Below are 23,971 nucleotides of genomic sequence, written 5' to 3'. Positions count from 1 at the left end.
AAAAGTATAAGGGCGATTAGCTCAGTTGGTTCAGAGCATCTCGTTTACACCGAGAGGGTCGGGGGTTCGAATCCCTCATCGCCCACAAAAAAAGCCTTTCAGTTTTCCTGAAAGGCTTTTTTTATGGAGTTAACCGGAAATCATAGATTAGGCAATGAATGTTTTAAAGTCGCTTGTAAGATGGAATAAGTAGAAGGTTTTCGTTAAAAATAAAGTTCAAAAAGAAAGAGTAAAAGCATTAGTTTTTGTTTTTATTTCAAACTGAATAGAGTTGGTTAAAAAGATTGAATTTTAAAGAGTGTTGGTTATGAAAAATCACGGATTCTGGCTAGAAATGTTTCTGGCACACTTTTCTAAATTTCCGAAATAAAAAGTATCTTTGTTCCTCTAATAAATTTTATAAGAATGACATTAAATCAGATTCTAACGCCACAAATTGTGAAGGCAATACAGGAAGTGTATCAGGTGGTTGTGGATAAGGTGGAATACCAAGGTACAAGAAAAGAGTTTGAAGGTGATATTACAGTAGTAATATTTTCTTTCTTAAAACAAGTCAAAGGAAACCCTGTTGAAATTGGAAATAAAATAGGGGAGTATCTAGTTGAAAACACTTCAGTTATAGAGCGGTTTAATGTTGTAAAAGGATTTTTAAATTTAGTAGTTTCTGATTCTTATTATTTAAACTTTTTTAATGCTATCAGAAATGAAGAGCATTTTGGATTTGTAACACCTAATGAAAGTGAAAAAGCTGTAATGGTAGAATATTCTTCTCCAAATACGAATAAACCACTTCATTTAGGGCATGTTAGAAATAATTTATTAGGCTATTCTGTTGCAGAAATAATAAAAGCCTCAGGTAAAAAAGTACACAAAACTCAGATCATAAATGACCGTGGAATCCATATTTGTAAGTCTATGTTGGCTTGGCAAAAATTTGGCAATGGTGAAACACCAGAAACTACTGGACTAAAAGGAGATAAACTTGTTGGGAACTATTATGTTGCATTTGACAAGGCTTATAAGGAAGAAATCAAAACCTTGATGGAACAGGGAAGAACTGAAGATGAAGCAAAACAAGAAGCTCCGATTATCTTAGAAGCGAAACAAATGTTACTGGATTGGGAAGCAGGAAAACCAGAAGTGATTCAACTTTGGAAGACTATGAACCAATGGGTGTATGACGGATTTAAAACTACCTACAGTAATTTAGGGGTTAATTTTGATAAGAACTACTACGAAAGCGATACTTATCTATTAGGGAAAGATGTAGTTGAAGATGGACTTCAGAGAGGTGTTTTCTTCAAAAAGGAGGATGGTTCTGTTTGGATTGATCTAACAGAAGATGGACTTGATGAGAAGTTAGTGCTTCGCGGTGATGGAACTGCTGTTTATATTACGCAGGATATAGGAACTGCAATTCAGCGTGTTGCTGATTTCAAAGATGTAGGTGGGATGGTTTATACTGTAGGAAATGAACAGGATTATCACTTTAAAGTATTGTTTTTAATACTTAAGAAGTTAGGTTATGATTGGGCAGAAAGTCTTTATCATTTGTCTTATGGAATGGTTGACCTTCCGTCTGGAAAAATGAAAAGTAGAGAGGGAACCGTGGTGGATGCAGATGATTTGATGGATGAAATGACTCAAACAGCCAGGGAAATTTCGGAAGAACTTGGAAAGTTGGATGGTTATTCAGAAGAAGAGAAATCTGATTTATATAGAAAAATAGGATTGGGAGCTTTGAAGTATTATATCTTAAAAGTAGACCCTAAAAAACGCATTATGTTTAATCCAGAAGAGTCTGTTGATTTCGCTGGTAATACAGGTCCGTTCATTCAATATACTTATGCTAGAATTCAATCTATCTTAAGAAAGGCAAATTTTGATTTTTCTGAGAATATTAAAGATATAGATCTAGATCCAAAAGAAAAGGAATTGTTGAAATTAATTGAAGCATTTCCAGAAGTAATACAAAGTGCTGCAAGAACACATAGCCCTGCATTAATAGCAAACTATACTTACGACTTAGTTCGAGAATATAATTCATTCTATCAAGCTGTTCCAATCCTTGGAGAAGAACAAGTTGTGCTAAAAGCATTTAGAGTTCAATTATCTCAGAAAGTTGGACAAGTTATTGAAGATGCATTCTCATTATTGGGTATTGAAGTACCCAACCGTATGTAATTTTAAAGTCGGTGAAAATATCTAAATCATACTTATTACAGTCATTTGCCATTCTAGTAATGGCAACTGGCTTTTTTTTATTTTTCAAAACCTATTTACCTAAAAAGATTTTTTCTGAGAGCACTAAGCCTACTAACAATGTGGTGGTGGATAGCTTAATGCTTGAAGCATTAGAAAGAGAGGATTCTTTGAGATTAACCAATAAAGATTTGAAGGTTGATTCTCCGTCTGAATTAATTTCAGATGAGCCAGAACATACTTTTAAGGGATTGGTTTATTTGGATAGTTTCTTTGAGATACTTCATCAAATCGAGTTGAATCACAAAGGGAAAGCACGTATTGCTTATTTTGGAGACTCAATGACAGATGGAGACTTAATTGTTCAAGACTTACGTAAAAATTTTCAACAAAAATACGGTGGAAGTGGAGTAGGTTTTGTTGGAATTACTTCTGAGTCTGCGAATTCTAGGGGATCTATAACACATAAGTATTCTAACAATTGGAAAACACAATCTTATTTAAATGTAAAAAGACCTCTAAAACCATTTGGTGTAAATGGTCAAGTTTTTTTTGCTAAAGATACAATACAACCAACTTGGATTCATTTGAAAGCAGGGACTTCTCAAACGATGAATACGTTACCTAGTCCTGTTTTGTATTACGGAAAATCAAATAATCAGCACGGTACTGTAAGTTGGGTGTCTGGAAAAGATACGATAGTAAGGAAATTGAATCCTGTTGAAAATTTAAATGCTATAAAGGTGTCGGATGGCGCTATTCGAGACTTAAAAGTGAATTTCAATCAAGCTGACTCAATTCCTATTTATGGTTTTGATTTTACTTCTAGAGTAAGTGGAGTTCAAGTGGATAACTTTTCTAGTAGAGGAAACTCTGGATTGCCTTTGTCTCTTTTACAGCCATCATTAATGAATCGCTTCCAAAAGGAGTTGCAATACAATTTAATTGTATTGCATTATGGAACCAATGTATTGAATTACGGTTCATATAATTATGGATGGTATACAAAGCAAATGTCAAAGGTGGTTGAACACTTGAGAAGTTGTTTTCCGGATGCTGCTATACTTGTAATTTCTACCGCAGATAAGGCAACTAAATATGAATTGCATATGCAAACCGATTCAGCTGTGATGCCTTTAGTAAAAGCGCAAAGAAAATATGCTATTGAAAAACATACTGGGTTTTTTAATCTATTTGAATCAATGGGAGGGAAAAATGCAATGATTTCATGGGTTGAGACTGAACCAGCAAAAGCAAATAAGGATTATACACATTTCAATCATAGAGGTGCTCAACAGGTTGGTAAAATGGTGTTTGATTATTTAGAAAAAGGTTTTGAAGACTACAAGGAGAGAAAGGAGAATGGAGAAGTTAGTAAACCTAAACCACAGACTAAAGAGGTAGTTGTTAAAACTAGTATAGCTAATACAGATGCGAAAACTGGAGATAGTGTTAGTAAAACGAGCAAAAAAGTTCAAGCAACTGATACTTCGAGAGTCAAAACGGTCGTTGTGACAGAAACTAAAAAGAAGGAGGTAGTTAAAACAACAGCGGTTCAACCAATTTCATCAGGAACTGGAATTCGATATACAGTTGTAGAGGGAGATACCTATACATTGCTTTCTCAAAGATATGGTGTTTCTATAGAAGAGATCAAAAAGGCAAATGGATTGCACGGTGATGCGTTGCACAAAGATTGGAAAATTTGGATACCAAGAGCTAAGAAGGTTAATACACCTGTTCTTGAAGGGCAGGCTCATATTGTAAAAGAAGGAGAGACGCTTCACTCTATTGCTAGACGATATAATACAACCGCGGGTAAATTAAAAAGACACAATAATTTAGATAGTAGAGAGGTTCGTGTTGGACAGCGACTTTATATTATGGAAATCAAGGATACCACTTCGAACTCAAATGACACTAAATCAAAGCAAGAGGTTACTAGATTATATGAAGTAAAAGAAGGGGATACTTTGACGAGTTTGGCGAGAAAATTTAATACGACTGTTCAAAGATTGAAAGAGTTGAATAATTTAGGAGAAGATGGAATTGAAATTGAACAGGTAATTTTAGTGCCTAATGTTCAGAAGGAAGAATAACAGATAATGGAGGAGCAAAGAGTGAATAAGAGAAATTGTATAAGTGTGGTTTTTTTGGGATTGTCTATGTTGTGTACTGGTCTTTTAAAGGGACAGACTAGTGCCAATGAAATCAATACTAATCTAAATGACACTAATATAGAATTGACAGAAAAGCAATATCCAAATGAGATTTTAGGAAAAGAGCATCTGAAAGGTTTTTATAAAAAACTAAGTCAATTAGAAAAGAAGAAAAAGGCTACGTTGAGTATTGTTCATATTGGAGATTCTCATATTCAAGCCGATTTATTAACGGGTAAATTAAGAACTCTTTTTCAATCGCAATTTGGTAACGCAGGTTTAGGTTTTACGTTTCCATATAAATTAGCCAAGACAAACGGAAACCAATTTGTTCGATACTCTTCAAATGTTTCTTGGGACGGTTATAGAAATATTTTTCCAATAAACGGGTCTAGTATTGGGTTGAGTGGAATCGCTTTGACAACAAATCAAAAAGACTTTGCTTTAGAATTAGAAGTTCGCGACCCTTCCTATAAATTCACAAAGTTAAAAGTGTTTTCACCAGATAAACAACCTGTATTTGATGTAGCAATTAGTGAACGCAAAGTTACCGTTGAAAGCATCGAACCAAAGAAGATTACGCATAAGATAAAACATGGAGAATCTCTTTCTACGATTGCTCGAAAGTATAAAATTGGGGTAAACGAATTAAAGAGAGCAAATAACTTAACGACGAATCTGATACGTATTGATAAGGTTTTGAAAATACCTACTCAAGAACGAGTTTCTAAACCAATTCAGAAATCGGAATTTACGCCTATTCAATTAGAAGCTAATAATGGATATTTTCAATATACATCTGCGAAAGAGTTGGATAGAATTTATTTGATTCCACATACAGAAAGCGCTTCCTATAGTCTTAATGGTTTGTCTATAGAAAATGAGAAACCAGGTGTTTTGTACCACAGTATTGGTGTAAATGGAGCTCGTTTCTCGGATTACAATAAATATCCTCTGTTTTTTGAGCAGTTAAAGGGATTGGAACCAGATGTTATTGTACTTTCAATGGGAACAAATGAAGCATTTGACAAGATGCAGCCAGCAGATTTTCAAAATCAGGTGGATTTGTTTGTGCAAAGCATTAGAAAGTTAATGCCTAATGTCGAGTTTATTTTAACAACACCAACTCCTTCTTTATTGCCAAAGAAACAACCAAATACTTATGCGGAAGGATATGCTGATTCTATGAAGGAGAAAGCCTCTTTTTCGAATTATGCAATATGGGATGCTTTCCATATTATGGGAGGAAATGAAAGAGTTGAAGATAATTATAGTTCAGGTTTGTTATCTAGAGACTTTGTTCATTATTCCAAATCGGGTTATGAATACACTGGGAATTTGCTATATGAAGCATTGATTAATTCTTACACTACTTATAAATCAACCAATTTAAGCGCTAAAGATGAGCTTTAGAAACTTTACTCTTCCACAAATTACTTTAGAGGATATAACTAACTGGTTTACCTATAATCCTAAAGAGCCATTACTCTTTAATTCGGCTTTGTTTTTAGGGATGTTTTTGGTTTTTTATCTGGTGTATATTTTAATGAGAAAGACATTCCGTTTGCGTTTGCTATACGTAGTGATATTCTCATTATTTTTCTATTATAAATCAAGTGGTATTTTCTTCTTACTGCTTATTGGTTCGTCCTTATTAGATTATTATCTAGCGGATATTATCTATAAAACGACTCATGTTGTTAAGAAGCGGACTTTGTTGACTATAAGCATTATTGTCAATTTGGGAATGCTTGGTTATTTTAAATACACCAACTTTGTCCTAGACGGGGTAAATTTCGTATCGGGTAATGATTTTCATTTAAACAATATCATATTACCTGTTGGTATTTCTTTCTTTACGTTTCAATCCATAAGTTATATTATAGAGATTTATAGAAAGGAAATTGAACCGACTAAAAGCTTTTTAGATTATCTATTCTTTATCTCATTTTTCCCGCAATTAGTTGCTGGGCCTATTGTTAGAGCAAAAGATTTCTTACCGCAGATTTATAGAAAAATACACGTTTCTAAAGAAAATGTAAATGAGGCGCTTTTGTTGATTATTGGGGGATTGTTGAAAAAAGCCGTAATCTCAGATTATATATCTATAAATTTTGTGGATCGAGTTTTCGATGCTCCTAATAGTTATAGTGCTTTTGAAAACTTAATGGCTTCTTATGGTTATGCTATTCAGATCTATTGTGATTTTTCTGGGTATTCAGATATGGCAATAGGAATTGCTTTGTTATTAGGTTATCGTTTACCAATTAACTTTGATGTTCCTTATCAATCTACTTCTATTACTGAGTTTTGGAGACGTTGGCATATTTCACTTTCAACTTGGTTAAAGGATTTTCTTTATATATCTGTTGGAGGAAATAGAAAGGGAACATTTGGAGGTTTTTTGTTTCCTAGTTTGTTCTTTCTAGGAGTTTTGGTTTGGGGAGGATATTATCTAAAGGAAAGTGTTATTCCATTAACTATTGCTGTTAGTTCTTTTGTAGTTTTCATCTTGACTATTTTGTTGAGTAAAGACAAAAAGAAGAACTTGTTTACAAATTCAAATTTACTAACGACCATGTTGTTAGGTGGATTATGGCATGGAGCTAGTTTGAGATTTATCGTTTGGGGGGCTTTACATGGTATTGGTCTAGCTATTCATAAGATTGTTATAGAGTTGTTTCCTCGTGCCAAAGGAACAAAGCCAAATTTTGTTTGGAAGGTTATTTCTATTTTAATCACTTTTCACTTTGTTACCTTTTGTTGGATATTTTTCCGAGCGCGCTCTTTTGATTTAGCTTTGGAGATGATTAATAATATTGGAAAATTAGAACTTGATTTTGAACAATGGTTGGTGATTATAGAAGGGTATAAAAATGCTTTCCTATTGATTTTAATAGGTTTGGTTTGGCACTTTATCCCTAAGAAATGGATGACTGGTGTTCATGATTTATTTAATATAATGCCTATGTTTGTTAAGGCGTGTGTTCTTGGATTTGTGATGTGGATAGTATATGCTACTGCTTCAGCTGGACCACAACCGTTTATATATTTTCAGTTTTAATAATAAATAATTCAGTTTCGGGTTTGCTTAACTGTTTTGAGAGTAAGAATTTTAAGTGCTGTTTAAGATGGATGTAATTATTAGAAAAGAAGATGTAAAGGATTATCCCGTTGTTTTTGATGTGATTCAAAAGGCTTTCGAAAATGAAGAAATGAGTGATCATCAAGAGCATTTTTTGGTAGATAAACTCCGAAATGCCGATTCTTTTGTTCCAGAATTGTCCTTAGTTGCCGAGGTGGATGGTGAGATTATTGGATATGTTTTGCTTACGGAGATTGATATTCTTGATGAGGTAACACAACTTATGAATAAATCTTTAGCATTGGCTCCAGTTGCTGTATTGCCTGATTATCAAAATCAAGGAATAGGAAGTGCTTTAATAAGAGCTTCTCATGATAAAGCAAGGGAACTAGGTTATAAATCTGTTATTGTTTTAGGTCACGCAGATTATTATCCAAAGTTTGGATATAAGCAGGCTGATTCTTTTGGAATCTCTATGCCCTTTGAAGTGCCATCTGAAAACAGTATGGCACTTGAGCTATGTAATAATGGGTTGTCAGGAGTCAATGGGATGGTAATCTATCCAACTGCTTTCTTTGAATAATACACTAACATAGTGTTGCTGTATTCTTACTTAGTACCCCAAGGTTTTTTATCGGTTTTTATCGGTTTTGATAAATCAAAACTTACATTAAATTCTCCGTCTCTTCCAATGCGTTTTAAATTGTAAGTGTAAGTTGTGTCAGAAATAGTAACCCACCATACATTAGCAGCAGCAGCAGGGATTAAATCAGTAGTTTCCTGATCAGCTGGAAATACTTGAAAGTCTGTAAAACCTGTATTATTTGTTGTTCCTCCGTAAAAAGTATCCTTGTCTGGAGAACCGTTTTCTAGTCTATGGTCGTGCTTTAACTCTATGCGATTATCTTTTATAGTAAAAATCCATGTGCGCGACAAATCATCTCCTACGTAAAAAGGAATTTTTACTTGTCCTTCTTCACACGAAATAACATGCATTATTAATTCTTTTCCATCAAAATCAGCAGGCGCAGGTGTGCTTGTTATTTTTCCTAAATAAGCATTACCACAATGCTTGGCTAAATTGTCTAAAAACTGTTGTGGGTTGTTATTGCTGTCTTGAGCAAATGATGTAAAAGTAAAGCAAAAGCCTAGAATTGCTGTAAATATTGATTTATACATAATCACATAATTAGGTGTGTTTTCAAATATAAGGCATACAGGTTAGTATTCCAAAATAACCTAGTAGTACAAATGAAAACCCAATTCAGTACATGCTTTGTAGTTCTTTTCAAACAAGGTTTCAACAAGTTCTCTAATATCCATATCGGAGTCATAGAGTCCAAAAAAGTTCATGTCTAAAGGAGTGCTAGAAATTCCATGGATATTAGTGTAACCAGATAATGCTTTAGCTCCTGTTACATCTAAAAAATATTGACTTTCTTCTTCGTCTAAATTCAAGGCTTTTTGATTGGAAAAATGGAGTATTTTGTCTGTTAGTTTTCCTTCAAATCGCTCTGCTATTTCCTGTAAAGTATAGGTGTATCTATCAAGACTAATATAATCATCGGCTCCTTTAAAAACGAAATATAACAGTTCGTAGTCTTGAAAGTTGCGGTCTTCATATAGTAAAACATCCAAACTAGATTCAAAAGTATCTATACATTCACAGCTTTTATACACATTGGTTAAGCCGTATTTTATAGCCAATTGCTCTAAATAGGGTATGGTTTTACTGGAACTTTCTAAGGTAATGTCTGGAAGACTTTCCAAACAAAATAATTTGGATTTTTCGTTGGGTAAATACATTGTGGTAATTTAAAGATACAAATATACAATAGAGAAGAGAATCAAAAAAGGTTGTTATCTCCTAAGAGCTAACAACCTTAAAAATGAATTGTATAGTAAGATGTATTAATTGCTGCAACTAGTAGCAAATTCTTTTTTCTTAGGCTCTAAACCTAGATTTGATAACATTTGTAAATCTTCATTAACACCTGGATTTGGAGTGACAAGAAGTGTTTTTTCCTCACCAGTGAATATAGAGTTTGCACCTGCCATAAAGCACCAAGCTTGTTCGGTTTCTGACATTTCGATACGTCCAGCACTTAAACGTACTGTAGAAGCAGGCATTAAAATACGTGCTGTTGCAATCATTCTAACCATATCCCATATTGGAACCTTTGGCAATTCTTCTAGAGGAGTTCCTTGAACACGCGCAAGAGCGTTTACGGGAACTGACTCTGGGTGTTGAGGCATGGTTGAAAGAGTAAGAAGCATAGAAACTCTGTCGGCAGTAGTTTCTCCTAGTCCAATTATTCCACCGGAGCACACGCTAATTCCCGCTTTTCGAACATGTTGAATGGTGTTGATTCTATTGTCAAAATTTCTAGTAGAAATAATTTTATCGTAATATTCTTCTGAAGTGTCTAAGTTGTGATTGTAAGCATAAAGACCAGCTTCTTGAAGTCTGATAGCTTGTTCTTCTGTAAGCATTCCCAATGTACAACAAACTTCTAGACCTAGTTCGTTAACTCCTTTTACCATATCAATAATGCGGTCAAAATCTCGGTTGTTTCTCACTTCTCTCCATGCAGCTGCCATACAAAATCTAGTAGAACCATTTTCTTTTGCTTTTATAGCGTGAGATATTACGGTTTCTGTAGGCAATAGTGCTTGAACTTTAATATCGGTTTGGTATCTAGCCGCCTGACCACAATAAGAACAATCTTCTGGACATCCACCTGTTTTTACTGATAACAGTGTACAAACTTGGACTTCCTTTGGATTATGCCATTCTCTGTGTACAGTAGCTGCTTGATATAGTAATTCTAGTAAAGGTTGGTTGTATATGTTTTGAACTTCTTCTTTTGTCCAATCGTTGCGAAGGCTTTTGTTTAATTCCATTGATTTTTTAATAGTTTATTTCAGATTTCTGTTTTAAGTTGTCTTTAAAACATTGTTTTAGATAAGGTCAAAAGTAGTATCTTGCCGGACAATAAAATGGTGCCACTTTTTAGATTATGAGTAGTCCGGTTCAAGTTCCTTATCAGAGTTTTGTAAAAATAGATCTAGAATCTTCCAGTTCTAGGTATATGCAGATAGCAAATCAGCTAATCAATGCTATTCAAAGAGGTTTTCTAATTTCAGGTACCAAGTTACCTGGCACTCGTTCGATGGCTTCTATTTTAGGGGAACATCGCAAAACAATTGTCGCAGCTTATGACGAATTAGATGCGCAAGGGTGGGTGGAAGTAATTCCCAATAAGGGAACTTTTGTTCTAAGTGAGAAAAAGAGTAAGAAAAATAGGTTCTCCCCAATTTCTAATAACCAATTGGCTCAATACCCAAAGGAAACAGGATATAGTTTTGAAAAGACAAATTTGCTAGACAACCCGTTTGATTACGCAAACTGTGAACTAATCTTTAACGATGGAACTCCAGATGTGAGGTTAAATCAAATGGATCAACTTTCAAGGGTGTATAGTTCCAATATAAAACGAAAAAACAATCAAAAGAAGTTCGGCTATTACAATCAAGAGGGGAGTGAGTATTTCAAAGAAAATCTTTCCAATTATCTAAACTTATCAAGAGGACTTCATATCTCAAAAAACAATTTATTGATTACGCGTAGTACAGAGATGAGTGTGTATATCATATCGCAGATATTGTTGAGACCTTTAGACAGTGTTGTTGTTGCGTCTTTGAGCTATTTCTCCGTAAACATGATTTTTCAGAAATCGGGAGCTAGAATTTTTCAGGTACCCATAGATGATGAAGGTATTGATGTAGAAGCTGTTCGGACTTTGTGCATGAAACAACCTATTCGAATGTTGTATTTGACCCCACATCACCATTATCCAACAACCGTTACTTTATCGGCTCAACGGAGAATAGATTTATTGGCGTTGTCAAGTGAATATGGATTTGTGATTTTGGAAGATGATTACGATTATGATTTTCACTATGATAAGAGTGCTGTTTTACCATTAGCTAGTAGCGATACGGAGGGTATGGTAATTTATGTAGGGTCGTTTGGAAAATCATTAGCACCGGGATTTAGAACAGGTTTCGTGGTAGCACCTGAGAATGTGATGCGAGAAATGCGGAAATACTTGGGAATTATCGATAGGCAAGGAGACGTTTTGATGGAGCAAGTATTGGGAGAAATGATTGAAGAAGGGGAGATACATCGTCATTTGAAAAAATCTTTGAAAATATACCAGCAGAGAAGAGATGAGTTTGCCTCTTTGCTCAAAAATGAATTGGGGGATTATGTAGATTTTAAAATACCAACTGGTGGTTTAGCTATTTGGACGGAATGGGATAGTTCAATAAACTTGATGAAGTTAGCTGCAATGTGTCAAAAGAATCAACTTTTTATTCCTCGCACGTTATTATATCAAAGTAGGTCCGTAACTGCTATGCGATTGGGATTTGGACATTTAAATGAAGAGGAAATGAGGGAAAGTGTGGAAGTGGTTAAAAAAGTTTTAAGATAGTTGGTTGAGTAACAAAGATCTTTATGTTTATAAAGTAGTCATCTCAAACTATTGGTTTTTTATATAGCTTACTCATTTGATATTGAATGTATAATATATTTTAAAATATTTAATCAATAATTATAATCTCTAAGATAGGTTCGTCTAATTTTACAACTTGCATTTCGTATTTTTGTGTCTTAATAAACAACTGTTTTATGCAAGCGAATTGGAAAAGGAAATTCACCATTTTATGGGTTGGTCAGTTTTTATCATTGATTAGTAGCTCTGCTGTGAATTTTGCAATTATTATTTGGCTGAGTCTTGAAACAGGCTCAGCTGAAGTTTTGGCATTTGCTGCAATTGCAGGGTTATTACCTCAGGCTTTGATAGGCCCTTTTGCAGGTGTTTATATTGACCGTTGGGATCGAAAAAAGACCATGATTTTTGCAGATAGTTTTGTGGCTGTTTGCACTCTAGTTATGTCGATTAGCTTTTATATGGGTAATGAAAGTCTTTTATTGATATATGTTATGTTGGGATTGCGTTCAGTAGGTTCCGCGTTTCATATGCCTGCAATGCAGGCTGCAATTCCCTTGTTGGCTCCTAAAGAAGAATTGTTGCGTATTGCGGGAATTAATCAGATAATTCAGTCGGTTTCGAGTATTGCTGGTCCTGCTTTGGGTGCTTTGGCAATTGGACTTTTGTCAATTGGAAATGTGTTGTTACTCGATATTATTGGAGCTGTTTTTGCTATTACTGCTTTGCTTTTTATTCATATTCCTAATCCAGAAAATCTCGATAAATCGAAAGCTAGTTTTAAGCAGGTTTATGGTGATATGAAAATCGGATTTAATGTAATAATAGGTAATAAGGGGCTTTCTTATCTTTTCTTGTATTCTGTTATTGCGATGTTTTGTATTATGCCAGTGGCAGTGTTGTTTCCTCTACTTACTATAAATCATTTTCATGGCGATAAATTTGAGATGAGTGTCATTGAGATTATCTGGGGAGTTGGGATGTTGTTTGGTGGTGGTCTTTTGGGTATTTGGAAACCCAATATCCATAAAATCATAATAATAAATAGTATGCATATTATTATAGGGATTACGTTTGCGTGGTCTGGATTATTGGGTTCTGAGCATTTTGTTTTCTTTGTAATATTAACTGCTTTGGGAGGAATGGCAGCATCGTTGTATAATGCTAGTTTTACTACTATTATTCAAGAAGAAATTCAACCAAATATGTTAGGACGTGTTTTCTCACTGTATTACAGCTCTGTGGTTATTCCTTCTGTCGTTGGATTGCTTTGTACGGGGTTTATTGCAGATTATGTAGGAATTACGCAGACTTTTATCATTCTAGGATTATTGATTTCCTCCGTGGGAATTGCATCGTTTTTCACTCCTGCACTTATGAGGTTGGGTAAAAGTTAGGATTCTGCTTAGTATATAACTCTTGTAGTTGTTTTCTGTTAGAATTCCCTTTAGATGAATATTGAAAAGGATTTCTTCTATAATAATTAAGCTTTTATTATACCTTTCTTCTGAGCTACTGTAGGGATGAAGCATAGATGCTTCTACTCTTGACCGTAATAGGGGCGAATCTTGAGAGAGATTTGAGCGAGGTATGTCCATGTTATTACGGGAGGAATGTTGTTCAGGCAACTTAGCTATTAGGGCAGAAGGCTTGTGTTTCCTATAGGGATCTGCTACTGGTTTTGAAAAGGAATATGAATCGTTATGGACTCAAATAAGAAAAATGATTGTTTCTAAAATTAGAAATATCTGCCACAATAGATATGGAAGACTATTGTTTTGCTTATCCCTTGACTTTTGCAACTAATCCCTAGTTTGCTCACTCAAGTGAACTTGGTTCGCAATAGTGAATAAAAAAAGCCCTAACTTTCGTTAGAGCTTTTTTGTGACGATGGCAGGATTCAAACCTGCAACCTTCTGAGCCGTAATCAGATGCGCTATTCAGTTGCGCCACATCGCCGATAAATTTTGAATTTTTTTACAGTAAATTCGAACTGTTGTGACGATGGCAGGATTCAAACCTGCAACCTTCTGAGCCGTAATCAGATGCGCTATTCAGTTGCGCCACATCGCCGTTGCTTAATGCGAGTGCAAATATAAAACGATATTATTAAAATACAAAACTATATGATTGAAAATATAAGATAACTTCGTTTATAGTATCTAACTGTTTCGTATATAGGTTTTTGTAATTGAATAAAATATTGTATAATGAAATTGTTTTCGTCGTTTTGGTTTAAAGAATGTATTTTTGTGTTTTTCAAAATAGCAAAATGATAGGTATGATTGATTATATACGCTTTTTATTGAAATCCACGAATGAACATGGTGTGCATTCTCCTTTTTTATTTTCACTAATTACCAAAGGGCTATATTCTCGAAATCGACTATGGAATGATAAAAAAAGGAAGGATGTTTTTGTAGAACGTGTTCTAAGCTATTTCCAGCCTAAACTAATAATGTCCTCTTCCCCAAAAGAAAAAACTTATACGTTTTTGGCTAATTCAAATTATGTACCTTGGGATTCTGAGAATTGCGATAAGGTTGATGTTTTTTTTATAGATGAAAATACTCAGCTAAATAAAAAGGTATTGGTGTCTTGTCTTTCAAAGATGAAGAACGATGCGTTTGTTTTAATGGATAAAAGGGCGCGTTTAAATTCTACCAAAAAGTTGTGGGAGATAATAGTCGATAGTGATACTGTTTCTTTAAGTGTGGATTTTTATTTTTTTGGACTTGCGTTTGTTAGAAAAGAACAATTAAAACAACATTTTCTTATTAGGCTATAAGTCCTAGAGTACTTTTATATTTTTATTCTTTTACTAAAGTTTTATTTCTTGAAATTCAAATGTTTTTGAGGAATAAAAAAAGGAATAGAGGTTAAGTTGGTTTGGACTGTAACTTTTAAAGGATTAGGGCTACTAATAATTAAAACATTTTTTGTTTATTTGAACCAATAGCAAACTATTTATGAAACAGACTATAATTGATATTAAGGACATTAAAAGAAACTTTCCATTGGGCTCTGAAACAGTATATGTTTTAAAGGGAGTGGATTTGCAAATCGACAAAGGGGATTATGTTGCTTTGATGGGACCTTCTGGATCTGGAAAGTCTACTTTGATGAATTTGCTGGGTTGTTTGGATACTCCAACTTCAGGAACGTATATCTTGAATGGGAAAGATGTTAGTAAGATGGAGGATGATGAGTTAGCTACTATTCGCAATAGGGAAATAGGTTTTGTTTTTCAAACATTTAATTTATTGCCTAGAACGACTGCTTTGGACAATGTAGCTTTGCCAATGGTGTATGCTGGGTTCAATAAGACGGAGCGCAATGAGAGGGCTACGGAAGTGTTGAAACAAGTTGGCTTAGGAGATAGAATGGATCATCATCCAAATCAATTGTCAGGAGGGCAACGTCAACGTGTGGCAGTTGCAAGAGCATTGGTAAATAAACCTTCTATTATATTAGCTGATGAGCCAACGGGAAACTTGGATTCCAAAACTTCTGTTGAAATCATGAATCTTTTCGATGAAATTCATGCCAATGGGAATACGGTGATATTAGTTACACATGAAGAAGATATTGCAGCTCATGCTCATCGTATTATTCGGTTGAGAGATGGGGTTATCGAAAGTGATGAGAGAATAAAATAAAATTGAAATCAGTGTTTCTGATTTTGTGTGAGACGCTTTTTAAAATATAATAAAGATTTAAAAAATGAAAGTATATACGAAAACTGGAGATAAGGGCTCTACTGCATTATTTGGAGGGACAAGAGTACCTAAACATCATATTCGAATTGAAAGTTACGGAACGGTTGATGAGTTGAATTCTCATATAGGATTGATTAGAGATCAAGAGATAGATTCGCAGTATAAAGAGGTTTTGATTAAGATTCAAGATCATTTGTTCACGCTTGGTGCTATTTTGGCTACGGATCCTGAAAAAATGATTCTTAAAAATGGAAAAGAAAGACTTAATATTCCGAAAATCGAGATGGAGGATATTGAGTTCTTAGAAAATGAAATTGACACTATGGAGACTTTTTTGCCTCCAATGACTCATTTTGTCTTGCCAGGAGGTCATACAACGGTGTCATTCTGTCATATTGCACGTTGTGTCTGTCGTAGAGCAGAACGTCTCTCTGTTGCTCTAAATGAGCAAGAGCCTACAGATGAGCATGTTCTTAAATATTTGAATAGACTGTCAGATTATCTCTTTGTGTTGGCACGGAAGTTGTCTTTAGACCTCAAAGCAGACGAAGTGAAGTGGATTCCTAAAAAGTTATAGATTAGAAAATCTAAAGGAATTTGCTCCAAATACACCTCTCTACTACAACGTTCTTAGAGAATTTTGTAAATAAAACATAAAATACTTGATTATTTCAATATTAAAATTATTTTTGCAATTAAATTAAAATCGATAAAAGATGTATTGGACATTAGAATTAGCATCCTATTTAAGTGATGCTCCATGGCCTGCTACCAAAGATGAACTTATTGACTATGCAATTAGAACAGGAGCTCCACTTGAAGTAGTTGAAAACCTTCAGTCGATCGAAGATGAAGGAGAGATCTACGAATCAATGGAGGAAATTTGGCCAGACTATCCTACAGACGAAGATTATCTTTGGAATGAGGATGAATATTAAGAATAATAAATAAAGAAAAAGTCTCTTAGGGGGCTTTTTTTTTGTTTACATTTGTTTTTCTATAAAAAAAAATTATAAACTATATATTTATGAATTTCATAAACACTATACTAAAAGCTTTTGTGGGTGATAAATCTCAGCGAGATGTCAAAATGCTACAGCCAATAGTAGAGAAAATAATATCGTATGAGCAGGCTTTTTCGGGTTTATCGAACGATGAATTGCGCGCAAAAACCATCTACTTTAAAGAAAAAATAAAAGAATCTAGAGCTGAAAAAGATTCGAAAATCGCTTCTTATCGTGAAGAAATTGAGAAAACTCAAGACATCGATAGAAAAGAGGCTATTTACTCAGATATTGATACATTAGAGAAAGAAGCTTATGAGCTTTCTGAAAAATGTTTAATGGATTTGTTGCCAGAGGCTTTTGCTGTTGTTAAAGAAACTGCGAAACGTTTCAAGGATAATGAAAGAGTAGAGGTGACAGCTTCGGAAAAAGATGCTGAGTTCGCAGCTCTTAAACCTTATGTTAATATTGAGGGTGATAAAGCATATTGGGATAATACTTGGTCTGCAGCAGGAAAGCAAGTTACCTGGGATATGATCCACTACGACGTTCAGTTGATTGGTGGTATGGTATTGCATCAAGGTAAGATTGCAGAGATGCAAACAGGGGAGGGGAAAACATTAGTTGCTACGCTACCTTTATATTTAAATGCTTTGACAGGAAACGGTGTTCACTTGGTAACGGTGAATGACTATCTTGCTAAGCGTGATAGTACATGGAAAGCTCCTATTTTTGAGTTCCATGGAATGACAGTTGATTGTATTGATAATCATCAACCTAACTCTCCAGGGAGAAGAAATGCTTATTTGGCAGATATTACTTATGGAACAAATAATGAGTTCGGTTTTGATTATTTAAGAGATAATATGGCTCACTCTCCAGAAGAGTTGGTACAAAGAAAACATAACTATGCTATCGTCGATGAGGTAGACTCTGTATTAGTAGATGATGCGCGTACTCCTTTGATTATTTCCGGACCTGTTCCAGACGGTGATAGACATGAATTCAATGAATTGAAACCTAAGGTTAGTAATCTTATTGAAATCCAAAGAAAATTAGCGAATGGTTTTTTGGCAGAAGCTAAGAAACTAATTAAAGAAGGTAATACAAAAGAAGGTGGATTCTTATTGCTAAGAGCTTACCGAAGCCTACCTAAGAACAAAGCTTTAATCAAATTCTTGAGTGAAGATGGTGTAAGACAGTTGTTGCAAAAAACAGAGAATCACTATATGCAAGATAATAATCGCGAGATGCATAAAGTAGATGAAGCTCTTTATTTTGTAATTGAAGAAAAAAACAATCAAGTACAGTTAACAGATAATGGTATTAAGTACTTATCTACAGATACAGATGAAAACTTCTTTGTTTTACCAGATATCGGAACTGAAATAACAAAAATTGAAGCGCAGAAACTTTCTAAAGAAGAAGAAGCGGAAGCAAAAGAACGTTTGTTCCAAGATTTTGGAATAAAAAGTGAACGTATTCACTCTTTAAATCAATTATTGAAGGCATACGCACTTTTCGAAAAAGATACTGAATATGTTGTAATCGATAACAAGATTTTGATTGTCGATGAGCAAACAGGACGTATCATGGATGGACGTCGTTATTCAGATGGTTTACACCAGGCTATTGAAGCTAAAGAGAATGTGAAAATAGAGGCGGCTACTCAAACGTTTGCTACTATCACTTTGCAAAACTACTTTAGAATGTATAACAAGCTTTCCGGTATGACGGGAACGGCAGTTACTGAAGCTGGTGAGTTGTGGGAAATCTACAAATTAGACGTTGTTGAAATTCCAACTAACCGTCCAATTCTACGTCAAGATAAGGAAGATTTGATTTATCGTACTGTACGTGAAAAATTCAAAGCGGTTATTGATGATGTTGTTGAACTTTCACAAGCAGGTAGACCCGTATTGATTGGTACGACTTCAGTTGAAATATCTGAGTTGTTGAGTAGATCATTGAAAATGAGAGGTATTGAACACAATGTGTTGAATGCGAAATTACATAAGCAAGAAGCGCAAATTGTTGAAGAAGCAGGTAAGCCTGGTGTGGTAACAATTGCAACAAATATGGCTGGTCGTGGAACGGATATTAAGCTTTCAAAAGAAGTGAAAGATGCGGGAGGTTTGGCTATTATCGGAACAGAAAGACATGATTCAAGACGTGTAGACCGTCAGTTGCGTGGACGTGCTGGTCGTCAAGGGGATCCTGGAAGTTCACAGTTCTATGTTTCTTTGGAAGATAACTTAATGCGTTTGTTTGGTTCTGAAAGAGTAGCTAAAGTTATGGATAGAATTGGTTTGAAAGATGGCGAAGTTATTCAACATTCTATGATGACTAAATCTATTGAAAGGGCTCAAAAGAAAGTAGAAGAAAATAACTTTGGAGTTCGTAAACGTCTATTGGAATATGATGATGTTATGAATGCTCAAAGAGAGGTGATTTATAAGAGAAGAAAACATGCTTTATTCGGAGATAGACTAAAAGTGGATATCGCGAATATGATGTATGATTTTATTGAGCGTATAGTGGAAACTAATAAAGCTGCTTCTGACTATAAAAACTTTGATTTTGATTTTATACGTTATTTTGGAATGACAGCTCCTATTTCGGAAGATGAATTTTCTAGAGGAGATGTACGTACTTTAACAGATAAAGCTTATGGTCTGGCATATAAAGCATATCAAGAAAAAGGAGAACGTTCTGCTTTAGAGGCATTTAAAGTAATTAAAAATGTATATGAGAATAATAGTAGTCAGTTTGAGCGTATTGTAGTTCCTTTTACAGACGGAATCAAAACGATTAACATTGTTACTAATCTTGAAAAAGCATATAACTCTGAAGGAGCTACGTTAATAGATGATTTTGAGAAGAACATCACACTAGCTATTTTGGATGAAGCTTGGAAGAAGCATCTTAGAAAAATGGACGAGTTAAAACAGTCTGTTCAATTGGCGGTGCATGAGCAAAAAGATCCACTATTGATTTATAAATTTGAAGCGTTTGAATTGTTTAGAACAACTCTAGCTGAAATTAATCAAGATGTTATTTCATTTTTGACTAAAGCAGATCTTCCGGTTCAAAATCAACCTGTTCAAGAAGCACCTGCAGTAGAGGTTCATAATGATAATTATGAAGTTTCTAAAGAGGAGGTTTTAAATATGGATGAAATTGCTGAACGAAACAGACAAGCTGGGCAATCAGTTTCAGTAGCTACAGAAGTTCATGAGCCTGTTGTTAGAGATGCTCCGAAAATCAATAGAAATGATAATGTAGTGATTAAAAATTTTGCTACAGGAGAAACTCAAACTATGAAATTTAAAAAAGCAGAATCTTTATTAGAATCTGGTGAATGGGTGATTATGGAAACAGAAAAATAGTTTCTTTAGTTTACTATAAAATTTTTAAAAAACCGTCTTGAAGCAATTGCTTCAAGACGGTTTTTTAATGCTTTTCATTTTTGTAGGTTATATTTTATCAATCATTAAATATTTGATTCATATTTTTATTTTAGAAATGAGACTAAGAGATTGTGGGTTGTGGCTCACAATGACGGGTTGGGGATTAAGAAGTATAATGAAGAAAAAGAGTAATATCTTGTAAGTTATAAAGAACTTGAATCGTAATCTCACTTTAGGAACGAGACGAATCATTGCTGGTCGTGACTCGAAATGATTTGTTGAGCTTGTAGGTTTCTTTAAAAATAGATCAGAGTGTCAATAAACAGTGTAATAGATTGTTTTATCGAATGGGTTAGCAGGTAGTAGGGTAAATAGCAGAGTCACAAAAAGCGAAAATGTAAAAAAAATCACCTTAGAGTTGTTCTAAGGTGATTCAAATATAAAAGAATTATTGTAGTTGCTTTTTATTCTGTTATATGTAGTTCGAAAACTAAGTCTGTATTAGGTGGTATTACATTTCCTGCTCCTCTTTCTCCATAGGCTAAATGCGCTGGGATAAAAATAAGGGCTTTGTCACCAATGTTCATTTGCTCAATACCTTCAATAAATCCTGGGATTAAACCTTGTTTACTTCCATATTTAAATGGAATTGGAATATATTGATTTGCGTTGGCTCTTTGTTGGTTGAATACGTTGAATTCCTTAGATAGTTCTGCACTGCTTGAATCGAAAAGTTTTCCATTTTCAAAGAATCCAGAGTAGTCAACTTTGATGTCTTGTCCGTGAACAGGTTTTTTGTCAGTTCCTTTTTCTGTAATATAATAAGATAGTCCAGAAGCTGTTTTGGTAGCTTTAGTTTTTAGTTCACTAAAAAGGTCGTTGTATTTTTTTTGTGCTTTTTCAAGATTTTGTTCAGCATCTTTTTTATCTTTTGCTTCTTGTTCAAAATAGTTTTTAAATATTTTTACAGCATCGAATTTCTTAGCGTCTTTTCCAACTCGGATAATGGATACTTTTTCCATAACATCATCTTGAGCAATTGAATCAACGATTTCTTGTCCTTTGATAGTGTGTCCGAAAATAGTGTGCATATTATCTAACCAAGGTGTTTCTTTATGTGTAATAAAAAACTGACTTCCATTAGTTGTTGGACCGCTATTTGCCATAGATAGAACTCCTGGCTTATTGTGGGTTAGTGACTGGTCAAATTCGTCTTTAAAAACGTAACCTGGACCTCCAGCACCTGTTCCGTCTGGATCCCCTCCTTGTATCATGAAATCTTTGATAACTCTGTGGAATTTCAATCCATCATAGTAAGGTTTTCCTTTGTGTTTACCATCTACAAAAGGATTGTTTCCTTCTGCTAGTGATACAAAGTTTGCTACTGTTACTGGAGTTTTTTCATATTCTAATTGTAATAGAATTTCTCCTTTGTTGGTTTTTATATTTGCATATAAACCATCTGGCAAATCGCTTTTAGGTGAAGTGCAGGCACTTATGAGTGCCACCATACTTAAAATTAAACTGGTCATTTTTTTCATTTTATAGTTTTTAGTTTTTGATTTCAATGGATGTTAGGGCAATAGTCATAATAATTGGTTGGTTTTTTCCAATCTTATTTTTATCACCTATATATCCATATGCTAGATGTGAAGGAAAGATAAAAGAGGCTTTCTCTCCTTTTTTTAATAGTTTAACAGCGTGTCGTATACCTTTTAGTTGGTCTTCTTGGTCTACTAGATATTTTAAGACTCCTATTTCGGATTCTGTATATATTATCTTGTCTTGTAAGTCAGAGACACTATAAGTAAATGTTACTAAATCACCTGGTTTTGGATGATAAGTATCTTCTAGATGTCTTTCCTTGTATGAATACCAAAAACCATTTGAAGAGTTTAGATATTGATTTGTTGTGTCTTTTGCTATGTATTCTTTAATCAGACTTTCCTCATCTTCAATTAAAGCTTTATTCAATGCTATTGATTTATTTATCTGAGCACTCTTAGACTTAGAAATAGGTAGTCTTGCTTCTGGTTCCTTGCATGAGAACAGAGTGAGTAAGCATATCGAGCTAATAACGAAATAGAAATTTATTGTCTTCATGTTAAGCAATGATTTTTTCATTTTCTACAATCTTTTTAAATCTAGCAATTGTCTCTTCAAGACTTAAGTGAGATTTTCCACCTGCAGCATTAATGTGTCCTCCACCTTCAAAATACTTTCTTGCAAATTGATTTACGTCTACATCTCCTTGAGAGCGGAAAGATATTTTTATAATACCCTCTTCTTTTCTTTCAATGAAGAAAGCGGTTAAATGTATTCCGTCAATAGAAAGACCGTAATTTACTAGCCCTTCTGTATCTCCTTTTTGATGATTGTATTTGTATAAATCTTCTTCAGTTAGAAATAAGTAAGAAGTATGTTGTTTAGGCATTAATACAATATTCTGTAATGCTTTCCCCATCAATTGCAACTTGTTAAAACTGTTGTGGTCGAATAGGTAATTGTGAATATCTGCATTTTTCACTCCTTTGTCTAATAATTCAGCAACTATGCGGTGAGTTTGCGCTGTTGTTTTAGGGAATTTAAATGAACCAGAATCGGTTACTATTCCAGTATAAATACAGGTAGCCGCATTAGTATCAATGTAAGGAGCTAGCATTAATAAATTTAATACGACATACATCAACTCACATGTTGAGCCATACTGTGGATCTGAGAAAGTGAATTTCGCGTAGTCTCCTGGCATTTGATGATGATCAATCATTACGAAGTCTTGTGGTAACTTTTCTAAAAAAGATTCCATCCTGTCACCTGTTCTTAATAGAATATTGAAATCAAGTGTGAAGATTATGTCAGCTTCAGATAAGAGTTTTTGTGACTCTTGTTCCGATTTTTCGTATATTTTTATTGTTTCAACTCCTGGCATCCAATTTAAAAAATTTGGAAGATCGTTTGGAGAAATAACCTGGGCGCTATGTCCTTGGTTTGTTAAAACGTGGTATAAACCTAAAGAAGAGCCTATGGCATCTCCGTCTGGGTTTCTATGTGGTATAATAATTATCTTTTTTGGAGAAGATAATAGGTCTTTTAATTCCTTAATAGTTGTCGAATTCATCATAATGCGAAAATACATTATTTTATTTATCTACTCAACAGTAAGGTGTTATTTTAGATTGTTATGATTGCAATGTTCTGCAATATTTCTTAGAGCCTTGTGATTCTTCAGAATTATTTTTTTTCCTGATACAAATATGATATCGTCTTTTTTTAATTCAGACAGTAATCGAATACAGCTTTCTGTTGCAGTTCCTAACATATTAGCCATGTCTTCTCTAGATAATACAATATTTAAAACTCCAGTTTCAGGGTCTTTACCTCCTAATTCTTCTAGATTTAATAGGAGTAATGCCAAACGTTCCTTTACGGTTCTGTGTGTGTGATTAGCAATAACCATATCTGCATCTTTAAGATGGTTACAGATATCTTTTGTTACTAAGAGAGAGAATTGATTGTTGTCGTTGAAATGCTGCATAACCTCTTTTTTAGGGATAAAACATACCAACATATCTTCTATTGCAACAGCTGTTAAATTAGAAGATTCTTCATTGATCATGGATCGTTGCCCTAAAAGTTCACCTTTGCCCGCTAATTTTAATATGGAGTCTTTTCCTCCTGAACTTAATTTGCTGAGTTTGCAGATTCCTTCTTTAATACAAAAAACTCCATTTAAATTTTCTCCTTCATTGAATAATACTTGTCCTTTTTCTACTGTAAAAGCATTCTTTGTGTCTGAGATTAAAGCTAATTCATCTCTTGTTAAAGCTTTTAAAGAACTAAATTCTCGTATTATACATTGTTCACATCTACTCATA

General features: G+C 34.2%; 19 protein-coding genes and 3 tRNA genes. 13 read left to right on the top strand and 9 right to left on the bottom strand.

The window, feature by feature from the left end:
* Positions 1-10: 10 nt before the first annotated feature.
* The 6 genes from BM024_RS12590 to BM024_RS12565 all read left to right on the top strand — a co-directional run bounded on the left by BM024_RS12590 (position 11) and on the right by BM024_RS12565 (position 8,029).
* A tRNA-Val gene (locus tag BM024_RS12590) sits at positions 11-85 on the top strand.
* A 320-nt stretch (positions 86-405) separates the two neighbouring features.
* On the top strand, positions 406-2,184 hold the full coding sequence (gene argS, locus BM024_RS12585) for an arginine--tRNA ligase (RefSeq protein WP_090681030.1): 1,779 nt from the start codon (positions 406-408) through the stop codon (positions 2,182-2,184).
* 11 nt (positions 2,185-2,195) lie between these two features.
* Positions 2,196-4,301 (top strand): LysM peptidoglycan-binding domain-containing protein, encoded by a 2,106-nt coding sequence (locus tag BM024_RS12580; protein WP_143077777.1) that lies wholly within the window; start codon positions 2,196-2,198, stop codon positions 4,299-4,301.
* 6 nt (positions 4,302-4,307) lie between these two features.
* The gene (locus BM024_RS12575) at positions 4,308-5,774 is read left to right on the top strand and encodes a GDSL-type esterase/lipase family protein (RefSeq protein ID WP_090681026.1); all 1,467 of its coding nucleotides are present in this window, start codon (positions 4,308-4,310) and stop codon (positions 5,772-5,774) included.
* The gene (locus tag BM024_RS12570) at positions 5,764-7,425 is read left to right on the top strand and encodes an MBOAT family O-acyltransferase (protein ID WP_090681023.1); all 1,662 of its coding nucleotides are present in this window, start codon (positions 5,764-5,766) and stop codon (positions 7,423-7,425) included. Before BM024_RS12575 ends, BM024_RS12570 begins: the two co-directional genes overlap by 11 nt.
* Before the next feature lie 67 nt (positions 7,426-7,492).
* Positions 7,493-8,029: a GNAT family N-acetyltransferase gene (locus BM024_RS12565; RefSeq protein WP_090681020.1), complete on the top strand. Its 537-nt coding sequence runs from the start codon at positions 7,493-7,495 to the stop codon at positions 8,027-8,029.
* 26 nt (positions 8,030-8,055) lie between these two features.
* Here the strand turns inward: BM024_RS12565 and BM024_RS12560 are convergent, their stop codons facing one another.
* The 3 genes from BM024_RS12560 to bioB form a co-directional block, all read right to left on the bottom strand.
* Positions 8,056-8,625, bottom strand: a complete 570-nt coding sequence (locus BM024_RS12560) for a hypothetical protein (RefSeq protein ID WP_090681018.1) — start codon at positions 8,623-8,625, stop codon at positions 8,056-8,058.
* 60 nt (positions 8,626-8,685) lie between these two features.
* Positions 8,686-9,252: a DUF6642 family protein gene (locus BM024_RS12555; RefSeq protein ID WP_090681015.1), complete on the bottom strand. Its 567-nt coding sequence runs from the start codon at positions 9,250-9,252 to the stop codon at positions 8,686-8,688.
* A 105-nt stretch (positions 9,253-9,357) separates the two neighbouring features.
* Positions 9,358-10,350 (bottom strand): biotin synthase BioB, encoded by a 993-nt coding sequence (bioB, locus tag BM024_RS12550; RefSeq protein ID WP_090681013.1) that lies wholly within the window; start codon positions 10,348-10,350, stop codon positions 9,358-9,360.
* Positions 10,351-10,466: 116 nt separating this feature from the next.
* Between bioB and BM024_RS12545 the strand changes: the two genes are divergently transcribed.
* Together BM024_RS12545 and BM024_RS12540 are read left to right on the top strand one after the other, a co-directional pair.
* The gene (locus tag BM024_RS12545) at positions 10,467-11,945 is read left to right on the top strand and encodes an aminotransferase-like domain-containing protein (protein ID WP_090681009.1); all 1,479 of its coding nucleotides are present in this window, start codon (positions 10,467-10,469) and stop codon (positions 11,943-11,945) included.
* A gap of 197 nt (positions 11,946-12,142) precedes the next feature.
* On the top strand, positions 12,143-13,360 hold the full coding sequence (locus tag BM024_RS12540) for an MFS transporter (RefSeq protein ID WP_090681005.1): 1,218 nt from the start codon (positions 12,143-12,145) through the stop codon (positions 13,358-13,360).
* Positions 13,361-13,848: 488 nt separating this feature from the next.
* Here BM024_RS12540 and BM024_RS12535 read toward each other — a convergent pair.
* A tRNA-Arg gene (locus tag BM024_RS12535) sits at positions 13,849-13,922 on the bottom strand.
* Between the two features lie 40 nt (positions 13,923-13,962).
* Positions 13,963-14,036: transfer RNA gene (locus BM024_RS12530), tRNA-Arg, on the bottom strand.
* 208 nt (positions 14,037-14,244) lie between these two features.
* On the opposite strand from BM024_RS12530, the gene BM024_RS12525 reads away from it, so the two are divergent.
* The 5 genes from BM024_RS12525 (at position 14,245) to secA (ending at position 20,075) form a co-directional block, all read left to right on the top strand.
* On the top strand, positions 14,245-14,751 hold the full coding sequence (locus tag BM024_RS12525; RefSeq protein ID WP_143077776.1) for a hypothetical protein: 507 nt from the start codon (positions 14,245-14,247) through the stop codon (positions 14,749-14,751).
* 181 nt (positions 14,752-14,932) lie between these two features.
* Positions 14,933-15,622: an ABC transporter ATP-binding protein gene (locus tag BM024_RS12520; protein WP_090680999.1), complete on the top strand. Its 690-nt coding sequence runs from the start codon at positions 14,933-14,935 to the stop codon at positions 15,620-15,622.
* Positions 15,623-15,686: 64 nt separating this feature from the next.
* Positions 15,687-16,259, top strand: coding sequence for a cob(I)yrinic acid a,c-diamide adenosyltransferase (locus tag BM024_RS12515; RefSeq protein WP_090680997.1), 573 nt, complete (start codon positions 15,687-15,689; stop codon positions 16,257-16,259).
* A gap of 139 nt (positions 16,260-16,398) precedes the next feature.
* Positions 16,399-16,620 (top strand): DUF2795 domain-containing protein, encoded by a 222-nt coding sequence (locus BM024_RS12510; RefSeq protein WP_002986941.1) that lies wholly within the window; start codon positions 16,399-16,401, stop codon positions 16,618-16,620.
* Between the two features lie 89 nt (positions 16,621-16,709).
* Positions 16,710-20,075: a preprotein translocase subunit SecA gene (gene secA / locus BM024_RS12505; RefSeq protein WP_090680994.1), complete on the top strand. Its 3,366-nt coding sequence runs from the start codon at positions 16,710-16,712 to the stop codon at positions 20,073-20,075.
* 485 nt (positions 20,076-20,560) lie between these two features.
* Here the strand turns inward: secA and BM024_RS12500 are convergent, their stop codons facing one another.
* The 4 genes from BM024_RS12500 to BM024_RS12485 are packed head-to-tail and all read right to left on the bottom strand — an operon-like array spanning position 20,561 to position 23,970.
* Positions 20,561-21,637, bottom strand: coding sequence for a peptidylprolyl isomerase (locus BM024_RS12500; protein WP_090681036.1), 1,077 nt, complete (start codon positions 21,635-21,637; stop codon positions 20,561-20,563).
* 10 nt (positions 21,638-21,647) lie between these two features.
* Positions 21,648-22,199 carry a gliding motility-associated peptidyl-prolyl isomerase GldI gene (gldI, locus tag BM024_RS12495; RefSeq protein WP_090681033.1) on the bottom strand — a complete coding sequence of 184 codons (552 nt, stop codon included), beginning with the start codon at positions 22,197-22,199 and terminating at the stop codon, positions 21,648-21,650.
* Between the two features lies 1 nt (position 22,200).
* Positions 22,201-23,217, bottom strand: a complete 1,017-nt coding sequence (locus tag BM024_RS12490) for a DHH family phosphoesterase (protein ID WP_090680991.1) — start codon at positions 23,215-23,217, stop codon at positions 22,201-22,203.
* Between the two features lie 45 nt (positions 23,218-23,262).
* Complete coding sequence (locus BM024_RS12485; RefSeq protein WP_090680988.1) at positions 23,263-23,970, bottom strand: Crp/Fnr family transcriptional regulator; 708 nt, start codon at positions 23,968-23,970, stop codon at positions 23,263-23,265.
* Position 23,971: the final 1 nt, after the last annotated feature.

This window comes from Myroides guanonis, assembly GCF_900114085.1.
Classification (GTDB): Bacteria; Bacteroidota; Bacteroidia; order Flavobacteriales; family Flavobacteriaceae; genus Flavobacterium; species Flavobacterium guanonis.
Note: the sequence above shows the minus strand (reverse complement) of the source record. Positions and strands in the feature narration are given on the sequence as shown.